The 10,124-nt window shown below is 44.2% G+C and carries 13 protein-coding genes; 2 read left to right on the top strand and 11 right to left on the bottom strand.

Features of this window, described 5'->3' with window-relative positions; genetic code table 11:
- Window positions 1–465: 465 nt before the first annotated feature.
- Together AAIH57_RS28680 and AAIH57_RS28675 are read right to left on the bottom strand one after the other, a co-directional pair.
- On the bottom strand, window positions 466–696 hold the full coding sequence (locus AAIH57_RS28680; protein ID WP_095293396.1) for a hypothetical protein: 231 nt from the start codon (window positions 694–696) through the stop codon (window positions 466–468).
- A 215-nt stretch (window positions 697–911) separates the two neighbouring features.
- Window positions 912–1,529: a stage II sporulation protein M gene (locus AAIH57_RS28675; protein ID WP_175394082.1), complete on the bottom strand. Its 618-nt coding sequence runs from the start codon at window positions 1,527–1,529 to the stop codon at window positions 912–914.
- 120 nt (window positions 1,530–1,649) lie between these two features.
- Between AAIH57_RS28675 and pdaB the strand changes: the two genes are divergently transcribed.
- On the top strand, window positions 1,650–2,426 hold the full coding sequence (gene pdaB, locus AAIH57_RS28670; protein WP_110756607.1) for a polysaccharide deacetylase family sporulation protein PdaB: 777 nt from the start codon (window positions 1,650–1,652) through the stop codon (window positions 2,424–2,426).
- A 140-nt stretch (window positions 2,427–2,566) separates the two neighbouring features.
- Here the strand turns inward: pdaB and AAIH57_RS28665 are convergent, their stop codons facing one another.
- Window positions 2,567–3,184, bottom strand: coding sequence for a KinB-signaling pathway activation protein (locus AAIH57_RS28665; protein ID WP_430023823.1), 618 nt, complete (start codon window positions 3,182–3,184; stop codon window positions 2,567–2,569).
- A 125-nt stretch (window positions 3,185–3,309) separates the two neighbouring features.
- Here AAIH57_RS28665 and gerD point away from each other — a divergent pair, with 125 nt between their 5' ends.
- A complete protein-coding gene (gene gerD, locus AAIH57_RS28660) occupies window positions 3,310–4,089 on the top strand; it encodes a spore germination lipoprotein GerD (protein ID WP_430023822.1) in 780 nt (259 codons plus the stop codon).
- A gap of 117 nt (window positions 4,090–4,206) precedes the next feature.
- Here gerD and AAIH57_RS28655 read toward each other — a convergent pair whose 3' ends face one another.
- The 8 genes from AAIH57_RS28655 to rplQ all read right to left on the bottom strand — a co-directional run bounded on the left by AAIH57_RS28655 (window position 4,207) and on the right by rplQ (window position 10,119).
- Entirely contained in the window at window positions 4,207–5,307 is a 1,101-nt protein-coding gene (locus AAIH57_RS28655) for an Mrp/NBP35 family ATP-binding protein (RefSeq protein ID WP_175394117.1), read from the bottom strand.
- Window positions 5,308–5,386: 79 nt separating this feature from the next.
- Entirely contained in the window at window positions 5,387–6,145 is a 759-nt protein-coding gene (gene cwlD, locus AAIH57_RS28650; RefSeq protein ID WP_430023821.1) for an N-acetylmuramoyl-L-alanine amidase CwlD, read from the bottom strand.
- A gap of 67 nt (window positions 6,146–6,212) precedes the next feature.
- Complete coding sequence (locus tag AAIH57_RS28645) at window positions 6,213–6,437, bottom strand: hypothetical protein (RefSeq protein WP_430023820.1); 225 nt, start codon at window positions 6,435–6,437, stop codon at window positions 6,213–6,215.
- Window positions 6,438–6,463: 26 nt separating this feature from the next.
- The gene (locus tag AAIH57_RS28640) at window positions 6,464–7,156 is read right to left on the bottom strand and encodes a phosphoadenylyl-sulfate reductase (RefSeq protein ID WP_175394087.1); all 693 of its coding nucleotides are present in this window, start codon (window positions 7,154–7,156) and stop codon (window positions 6,464–6,466) included.
- 611 nt (window positions 7,157–7,767) lie between these two features.
- Window positions 7,768–8,160 carry a 30S ribosomal protein S9 gene (gene rpsI, locus AAIH57_RS28635; protein WP_056697740.1) on the bottom strand — a complete coding sequence of 131 codons (393 nt, stop codon included), beginning with the start codon at window positions 8,158–8,160 and terminating at the stop codon, window positions 7,768–7,770.
- A gap of 19 nt (window positions 8,161–8,179) precedes the next feature.
- Complete coding sequence (gene rplM / locus AAIH57_RS28630; protein ID WP_175394088.1) at window positions 8,180–8,617, bottom strand: 50S ribosomal protein L13; 438 nt, start codon at window positions 8,615–8,617, stop codon at window positions 8,180–8,182.
- Between the two features lie 205 nt (window positions 8,618–8,822).
- On the bottom strand, window positions 8,823–9,596 hold the full coding sequence (gene truA, locus AAIH57_RS28625) for a tRNA pseudouridine(38-40) synthase TruA (RefSeq protein WP_175394118.1): 774 nt from the start codon (window positions 9,594–9,596) through the stop codon (window positions 8,823–8,825).
- A gap of 157 nt (window positions 9,597–9,753) precedes the next feature.
- Window positions 9,754–10,119, bottom strand: a complete 366-nt coding sequence (gene rplQ, locus AAIH57_RS28620; protein ID WP_017692102.1) for a 50S ribosomal protein L17 — start codon at window positions 10,117–10,119, stop codon at window positions 9,754–9,756.
- Window positions 10,120–10,124: the final 5 nt, after the last annotated feature.

Below are 10,124 nucleotides of genomic sequence, written 5' to 3'. Positions count from 1 at the left end.
GCTCATTTTGAATCTGACGAGATTAAAATCTCATTTGTGCTTCGAAATCATACAGTCAGATGACGTGTACCGATTTCGAAGCGTCGATCTTGCAAGCAAGATCGTTACTCACTCGTTGTTCAGTTTTCAAAGATCAAACATTCAATTTATTACTGTTTTTCTTATCGTCGTCGTTTCAGCGGCGACTTTTATAATATATCATGTTCAACCTAACTTTGCAAGAACTTTTTTTTCAAATGTTTTTCATTCGATTTCATGTCAGTGCTTGTTTTGTTCGGTTTGTCCTAAAAAAGGAACGAAAATTAATTTATCATATCTTATCAAAAAGGTCAACCCTTTTTCGACAAAATGATCAGCATCTTATTCTATTCATTGATTATTCCAGTATAGAGGTACAGCGCTGGGTGCAGCGGCCGCACCTCGCTCTTCATTCAAACGACATATCCTGATCCCCTGCATTGCCTCTTACGGTTTGGATTTTTTAAGTTTGCCGCTTCTTGCGTATTTGGACAACTCCTTCGGAGGAGCAAATCTTGCGTACATGCGGAATACTGTTTTGTATCTACTTGCTATTGCGTATTTAATCTCCTGGTCGAGACGATTATCACTTAGGTCAAACAACATTTCATCCAGCTCTTTACGTAATACATAATCGAGCTCCTTACATTCCTTCTCGTTAAACAGCATACCCAGCATTAAGAGTTCTCCTTTTTCTGCATATGGATAATGGCGCACTCCCGTTTGTTTGGGACGTCCCCCGCTTCTCTGTAGTCGGAGATATTTTAGAGCGCGCCGATCCCAGCTCCCCCTCATAATTTCTGTATAACTTGCATATTGAGGGAGATTGCTGAAACCCGTTTTATTGTTATGGTCAACTTTCTGAAAATTTATGAATGTCATTCCATACAAATTTATCCACGCACAATACTGAAGGTAATTGTACTTTCGATAATGGCTGCAATGAACAGCAGAATAACAATCCAACAGGAAGCGGTTAATGTTCTCTTTAAGAAAGTCTCCCACTGTTTTCCTAACATCTGCCGCTTGGCGCTTCCAAGCTGTACCAAACTTCTGAATGCCAGTCCCCCGAATTTGAGTCCAAACGCACAGGCAATGATGATAACTGGAATTTCAATGATCCCATGGGGTAATAGTCCCTTCACCACAATATCAAAAAGGCTTGCCCCATTGTTCGTGGTAAAGTGCACAAGAAAACCGATAACCATTCCATTGATAATTAAAAAGATAACCGGCAAAATGCCAAAGAAAATACCCGCATAGATTACAAGCACACTTTTAATGGCATTATTAAAAAAGATAAATATAAAGAAATTCCACTGCACATTCCCGCCCTGTTCAAGTCGTTCGCTAACTTCACGCAATCCACCTATTTGATTCAATAATATCTCCTGCAGCGGTCCAGTACTCACCCACCCGGCGCCTATACCTGCAACGAACAATAGGACTGACCAGATTAGAGCGCTACGAATGGATCCTAGATCTTTTAGAAATGTACTCAATTTCAGCATAATTACCTCCTGTTAAATAAAGATGATGGACAAACAAATTTCTGAGCGAATAACTACGCGGTACGAGCATACATTGGAGAGTAAACAAGCATTTCTTATGGGAGAGGGGCGCTTATTGAAATGAACTCGTTCTATGTATTCAGTGGGAAAAAGATTAAACGTTTCCTGATTGTGCTGGCTGCTGCCGTCTTTGCTATCGGGATTATTTATCTGGAAAGTGGCAATGTTTCTGTATTCTCAGAGGATGCACCGTCGGCTGTGTACAACGTACCAACAGAGAAGAAAGTCATTGCACTTACCTTTGATATTAGCTGGGGAGACAAGCGCACAGAGCCAATTCTGAAAGTACTGCAGGATAATAAGGTAGAGAAGGCAACCTTTTTCTTATCCTCCCCTTGGAGCAAGACTCACCCCGAGATCGTAACCTCCATTAAGGAAGCAGGATACGAAATTGGCAGCCACGGGCATAAGCACGATAATTACAGCAGCATGACCGAAGAAGAAATTCGCAAGGAAATTTCGACAGCTCATAGCATTTTAACCGATTTAACGGGTAAAGAACCGAATTTGCTCCGTCTGCCCAATGGGGATTTTGACAAACGCGTACTTCAGGTAGCCAGCAGTCTAAACTATCAGGTTGTACAATGGGACACTGACTCGCAGGATTGGAAAAATCCCGGGGTACAGACCATTGTAGATCGTGTGGTCAGCAAAGCTCACCCTGGGGATATCGTATTGCTGCACGCCAGTGATTCTTCCAAGCAGACTCATGAAGCATTGCCTGTCATTATAGATAAGTTACGAAACCAAGGGTATGAATTTGTTACAGTTTCCGAGTTGCTGAATCATTCCAGTGCCAAAGGGACCGAAGTTCGTGATCAAGCCAGTGCACAATAATACTACACTACAGAAATTCATCATTCATCCATAGACGGTATAACTAATATTAAAGGTACAGCAGCACAAATGAAAAGAGAGCTAACATGGTTAGCTCTTTTTTGGCGTTTTTATAAATCAACTCACAATGCCAGCCTTTCCTACACTTGCTCCGTTCTCCCACTCACTGTCTGCTCCACAGATCCATCCACCAGCTTATGTAATATAAGCATTTGGTACGCATTACATACCAGCAATGGGATCACAATAAAGATGGTAGCTGCATTCACATCTATTCGCAACACACCGATCGTTTCCACCACGGTGACTGCAATCATAAAAAAGAGCGTTGGCACCATTGCCGAGATATGTGTCTGTTTCACCTTCACGTAAGCGGTAACAATTGCAGCTGCCAAAATAATAATTCCCAGTACAATATCGGATAGACGTTCTCTTCCGCCACCGACGAACAAACGTAAAAACATGACGTCCAGCAGGGCCAACACGGTTAATACAAGCTGTACTATTTGCCATCCGCGTTTCGGAAATACACCTTTGCCCATATAATTCAATATCAAGTAAGCGAAAAAACCCATTTGAGAATACACACTAATCATAACGCCTGAACCAAACAAAATGAGGAGATACAGTAGGAAATCGGTCATTCCATTCGTTTTTTCCCCGTTCACGAACATCATAATCAAGCCTGTCACTAACGATCCCGCAGCCCCAATAAGTAAGGCTGTCCAAAATAGGAAAAACCATTTACGTAAATTCAAATGTTTTCCACCCCCGAGAGTTTATTTTACCAACCTTCTCAGCAAAAAACCATCATCGTTCAACATATTTAGTGCTTTGCCATCACATACTACATGCAGTATCTATTCAAGGAGGGGTTATGCACATGAAACGGCCTTTGTGGCAGCTATGCTGTGTCGTATTCGGGCTTTCCGTCATGCTCGCCGGCTGTGGTTCAGATCAGAGTTCTTCGCCTCCTCAGGGCAGTTATAAAGAGATGAAAACGATGGTCGTGGATATTTTAAAAAGTGATGAAGGCAAGAAAGCTGTTGAAGAAGCTCTTACGGGGCAAAGTTCATCAGGTGGTGGTGAAGGCGGGGAATCAGAACAAGGTGGAAGCGGATCAGGTGGTGGATCTGGAACCATTGGTATGAAAATGTTAATGCCTATGCAATCTTCGGAACAAATACGTATTGCGGTTAAAGATACCATTACAGCTCCCGAGTATCAAAAAGAATTTGAAAAAATCATGACAGACCCGAAATTTGCCGGTGAGTTTGCCAAAGCCATCAACTCGCAGAGCAAACAGCTCCATATGGAGCTAATCAAGGATCCAACATATCAGAAATCGATCGGGGATATCATGAAATCTCCAGAAGTATCCAAAATGTTTATGGACATGACCAAAACACCAGAATACCGCAAACAGACCATGACCGTTATGCAGGAAGTCATGCAGAATCCGTTATTCCGAATGGAAGTACTCACCCTGCTTAAGAAAGTAGTACAGGAAGAGCTGCAGCCAAAGGTTGAATCGGGTGGACAAGAACAAGGTGGACAAGGCGGCGGCCAGGAAGGTGAAGGCGGTAGTGGTGAGGGCGGCGGTGACAGCGGAGATGGTGGAAGCGGTGGTGACTCCGGCGGTGGCGGTGGCGGTGGCTCATAAAAGATCACCAAGCTAAATTCAAATTTAATGAAGGTCGCTTGTCAGCTTTACAGCTAAATAAAAGCCCGCATCCGATGGGATGCAGGCTTTTTAGCTGTAGATTAGAGTGTTGAGCCATTAAAATTTCGCGTCGATGGATTGGGCTACTTCATCGTAGATAGCACCGATTCGTGTATCGGTCTTGTATACAGATGGAGAGAAATCAGGCTCCGATGGATGATTATCGGGTGTTCCTAAAGGAATCTGCGCTAGTAACTCTGTGTGCAGACTCTCCGCAAGACGTCCGCCACCCCCACGACCAAATACATAGTCCTTCTCTCCACATTTGCCACATTCATAATAAGCCATGTTCTCCACCACACCGAGCAGCTCATGCTCTGTCTGAATCGCCATTGCACCAGCCCTGGCAGCTACAAATGCTGCTGTTGCATGAGGTGTGGTAACGATGATCTCTTTACTCTGTGGCAGCATTTGATGAACATCCAAAGCGACGTCACCCGTCCCTGGAGGCAAATCAAGCAGCATGTAATCAAGTTCTCCCCAATTCACATCAGTGAAGAACTGACGCAGCATCCGACCCAGCATAGGGCCACGCCAGATTACAGGGTTGTTTTCACGAATGAAAAATCCCATGGACATCACTTTCACACCGAAACGTTCTACTGGCTGAATCACACCGTCCTCTACAACAGGGTATTCTTCGATCCCCATCATATCAGGAACACTAAAGCCATAGATGTCCGCATCAATCAGTCCGACCTTTTTACCTTGCCGAGCCAGAGCAGCTGCCAAATTCACTGTGACTGTAGATTTACCTACCCCACCTTTGCCACTTGCTACTGCAATATAACGAACACCCGATTCGGGGCTTAGCAGCTCATGTCCATCCAGACCTGCTGCATGGCCTTTAACAAGTACTTCTTCATCATTTGGTTCATTCCCGGGTTGTCCTGCATTCAAGCTCTCTCGTTCATGCTCTGATGCTGCACGCAGACGTATATGTACATCATTAATACCGTGCTGGGACATCAGGTTACGCGCGGCATCACTAAGAGCAGTTGTATCCTCAGTCTGATTGTCCAATGTTACAATGGTCAGTGCCACATGATTTTCCTTTACCATGACATCACGGATCCATTGCAGCTCGGTCAGACTCACTCCCAATTGCGGTTCCTGTAAAGGTTGCAATAGTTCAAGTATCTGTTCTTTTGATATCATCAGACAGCACCTCAGCTTTATCTATTGGCATGTAATTAGGTATGCTGCGTTAATTATACCATTCTCCTTTACCTTGTGACTAACTTTTGGGACGTTCGCCAGAGGAATATCGCAGGATCCCGTTATAAATGGAAGCGGCTACTTTACGCTGGTATGCTTCATCGGCAAGAAGACGCGCTTCTTCCGGATGAGAAAGGAACCCAACCTCGACTAGAGCAGAGGGAATTTTCAACGCCTGCAGCAGATAGACGGTATTTACCGTTTTCGCAATTCGATCAGTATTTTCAAGATTACGAATCATTTCTTGCTGAAGCAGATTGGCCAATCCTTCATTGTCCGGGTGGTTAGGTGTATAAAATACCTGCGCACCACTCCAGCGGTTCGAAGGCACACTGTTCATGTGAATGCTGATAAACAAATCTGCCTGTTTGTCTTCAATGCGCCTTACTCTTTGTTTAAGATCTTCTGTCTTGCGTTTGGAGTACCCCCTGGTATCTGACTCAGCCAAATCTGTATCGATCTCGCGTGTCATGACCACCAGCGCTCCAGCTTGCTGAAGATAATCCCGCACATACAAGGCTATCGACAAATTGATATCTTTCTCAATGACCCCCTGCTTGCTCACAGCTCCTCCATCAGGTCCGCCATGCCCTGCATCTATGGCGATGACCTTGCCCGCTAATGGCAAGCCCCAGTATCCGGACATCTTGGATGAAGGGAGCTCATACGTCACCACAGCTACCAACATGGCTAGCAGACAGAGGCTTAACAGAACCCTCTTCACTGTGCGAAGACGAATCCAAACAACAAAATGCTTCCCCATATTTTTCCTGCGCATAAAAAACCACCTCGTCCCTATAAATGACTCTAATCATCTATATGGGACAAGGTGGACAAATATACCGTTAGGAGCGGACTTGCTCAGCCATTCCTTCGATCAATACTTCAGCTACCTCAGGACGCGTAAACTCTGGTGGAGGGCACTCTCCATCACGAAGCAAACCACCACTTTCGTACCGGACAACGTCATGTGATGCTCTTTGCCATGTGGGCGAGTTTTGGCTTGATGCCATGTTGCCACATTTGGTGCAGTAAAAACTATGCTCGAATAACAACGCTGCTATATCCATCTCTTCCGCAGTGAAGTTGGAGAACTTTATTTATGAAGTCCGCATTCTGTTTTGTCATTACCGGACCATCGTCCTGCACGCGGATCTTCTCCAGGCATAACTTGACGTGTGCAATATTCACAACCGATGCTCGGGTAGTTCTGGTCATGCAGAGGATTGTATACAACATTATTGGCGCGAATATATTCCCACACATCCTCTGATGTCCAATGAGCAATCGGATTAAATTTCATAAGTCCAAATTTGGTGTCGTACTCCACCTTCTTCGCATTGGCACGAGTCGGCGCCTGATCTCTACGAATTCCCGTAATCCAAGCATCATATTTGGAGAGTATACGTGTCAGCGGCTCAACTTTGCGAATATTGCAGCAAGCATTAGGGTCCGATTTCCATAATTCCTCTCCATGTTGAGCTGCCTGTTCTTCAGGAGTGATTTTGGGAGAGACCCGTACGAAATCAAGATTGTATTTCTCCTTCATGGCGTCACGCGTCTCATACGTTTCCTTAAAATGAAAATCGGTGTCGAGATAAAAAATATCCGTAGATGGACTGATCTTTTGAAGCATATCAACAAGTACAACATCTTCCGCACCAAAGCTGCATGCAAAAGTGATATTTGGGAATGTCTCAACAGCGTAACGGATAATATCCTCAGGGCTTGCGTTTTCCAATTCTTCTGCTTTCACCCGCGCAAGATTTTCTTTTTCCAACAAGTTCATTCTGAATTTCCCCCATTCTGCTTTTCCCCAAAACTTTAATGCCGACTAATCTAATATGAATTAAGTATAGTATAAATCTTTCAGGGGGGATGTCAATGCCTGCCACATGGTAAAATGATTCATTTGCAGCCCATTTTTGTGAGTGGATTACCAATCATTTTGTAAACACTTAGATTCTCTTCAAATGAATCCATTGCAATTAACTTAAGCAGGTTAGAAGGTATTAGAGTCCAATTCGCTATGCTAATTGTGAAATCCTTTGTCCCTACTGGGCTATTTGGATTAAACTGTACTAAAATTCGTAATGATAATGCTCGTGCCAAAAACCAAATATGAGATGCATAGAGATAAACCGAACATGAAAAAACTTTAAATTCTCCGTGCTTACATATAAGTGTCTTTTATTGATTTCATAGGAAATGCTGATGGTTGTGGTCTCGTATACCCTGTCCGGAATGATCTATCTTGAGCCAAGTTTAAGATGAGAAATAAGCTATGTTAGATCACATACATATGACAAATTGTCCGCATCATCCTATTGGATTAACTAATCCATGTTTTATAGACAACAAAAAAGCCTCTGGCTGAAGGCCAGAGGCTTGTAAAACATCTTAACGTTTGGAGAACTGAGGAGCGCGACGAGCGGCTTTGAGACCGTATTTTTTACGTTCTTTCATCCGTGGGTCACGAGTCAGGAATCCTGCTTTTTTCAGGGAAGCACGGTATTCCGGATCTGCTTTCAACAGAGCACGGGAGATACCATGACGGATTGCGCCGGCTTGACCGGAGATTCCGCCACCATGAGCGATAACCAGAACGTCATAGTTGCTGAGCGTTTCTGTCAAAGTCAGTGGTTGTTTTACGATCAGTTTGAGTGTTTCCAAACCGAAGTATTCATTAATATCACGTTTATTGATGACAATGCGTCCTTCACCCGGTACAAGGCGAACACGAGCTACCGAATGTTTACGACGACCTGTCCCATAGTATTGTACTTGTGCCATGAAACTGTCCTCCTTTTAATTAACCGCGAAGTTCGTAAACTTCTGGTTTTTGTGCTGCATGTGGATGCTCAGTGCCTCTGTACGCTTTAAGTCTCAGCTTCATTTTTTCGCCCATGCGAGTTTTAGGAAGCATACCGCGAACAGCCAATTCCAACATACGTTCCGGTTTGTTTTTAACCATCTCTTCAGCAGTAGTTACTTTCAAACCACCTGGGTGCATCGAGTGACGGTAGTATTTTTTGTCTTGCATTTTTTTACCAGTCAATACGATTTTCTCCGCATTGATGATAACTACGAAATCGCCAGTGTCCACATGTGGAGTGAATTGTGGCTTATGTTTGCCGCGGATCAAAGCAGCTGCTTCGCTTGCCAAACGTCCGAGCGTTTTGCCTTCGGCATCAATGATGTGCCATTGGCGCTCAACTTCGTTAGGCTTCGCCATGTACGTGGTACGCATGAAAAGTTCCTCCTTAAAATGTTCAAAATCATCATTTTCATTTATCTTCGTTCATTAAGTGATAACTTTAGGTGTTGATGGATAGTTGTTGCGATGTGAACCTCTTAATTGGGGCTGTGGGAAAGCCATTAAGAAAACACAACTTTTATATTACATGATAGCAGCTTAAATCGCAAGTGTTAATTAACCTTTTCACTCACCAAATTTAATCTTTTTTATATTCAAGATCCCAGAGCATTAAACCGCTGCTTACCGCAGTTGGTCCTGCAGCAGAACGATTGCATGCAGCAATCATATCCGGTACATCAGAGGCTTTCCGTTTACCCTCTCCGATCTCCAGCAGTGTACCAACAATGATGCGTACCATATGCTGCAAAAAGCCGTTGCCGCTCACATAAATATGAATGACACCTTGATCGCGCGGATGGTCTCTGCACATTGAGCGGTCCACATCTATCCATGCATCATATACCGATCGCACATGATTGTCTTTCTGAGACTTGCGAGAAGCAAAGGAGGTGAAATCATACGTACCGATAAAATGACGGAGCCCCTCCTGCATTGCAGTTATGTCCAACCTGGCATGATGGTGGTATTGCAGTCTTCTGTTGAATACATCCGGGAATTGATTTGCATTGACAGTATAGCGGTACGTCTTCGTTTTCGCTGCATAGCGAGAATGAAAATCGAGCGGCACTTCCATGGCGTCAATAACAACAATATCCGAGGGTAGTCTAGAGTTAAGCGCAATACACCAGCGTTCAATCGGGATTTGAGATTCCGTGGTAAAATTGAAGATCTGTCTACGGGCATGAACACCCGCGTCCGTTCTACCAGACCCCGTGATCTTTACCTTCTCACCTGTTAATGCACAAATGGCATCTTCAAGATGATCCTGAATGGTATTCCCTCCCGGCTGTACCTGGAAGCCATAATAAGCAGTGCCATCATAAGTTAGCGTCATGCACAAGTTGCGCATCATTACCACACCTTTGTTCCATACTATACATGCCTATCCCGAACAGCAAAAGAAGCCCCTTCCGGAGCTTCTATTACAGCACGAATTCCGAAATGAAGTGAAAAAAAGGGTTAACCCAGAATCAACGACTCTGTCCCCTTTCCTCATCTCATCTGTTTTACGCGCGGTCAACCAGTTCCAAGTAAACCATAGGCGCAGCGTCACCACGACGAGGTCCCAGTTTCAGGATACGAGTGTATCCACCTGGACGCTCAGCGTAACGACCGGACAATTCGCTAAACAGTTTTTGGATTGCATCTTGCTCCCCATCGATAGTTTCGCGGCGAACATAAGCTGCCACTTGGCGACGGGCATGAAGATCTCCCTTTTTCGCTTTAGTGATCAGTTTTTCAGCAATAGAGCGAACCTCTTTTGCTTTCGCTTCAGTTGTCTGAATGCGTTCGTATAAGAACAGGTCGGTTACCAGGTCACGGAACAAAGCTTTACGTGCGCTGGAGTTACGGCCCAACTTTTGGTATGCCATTGTTT

The organism is Paenibacillus sp. MABNR03, assembly GCF_050455445.1.
GTDB lineage: Bacteria > Bacillota > Bacilli > Paenibacillales > Paenibacillaceae > Paenibacillus > Paenibacillus xylanilyticus.
Note: the sequence above shows the minus strand (reverse complement) of the source record. Positions and strands in the feature narration are given on the sequence as shown.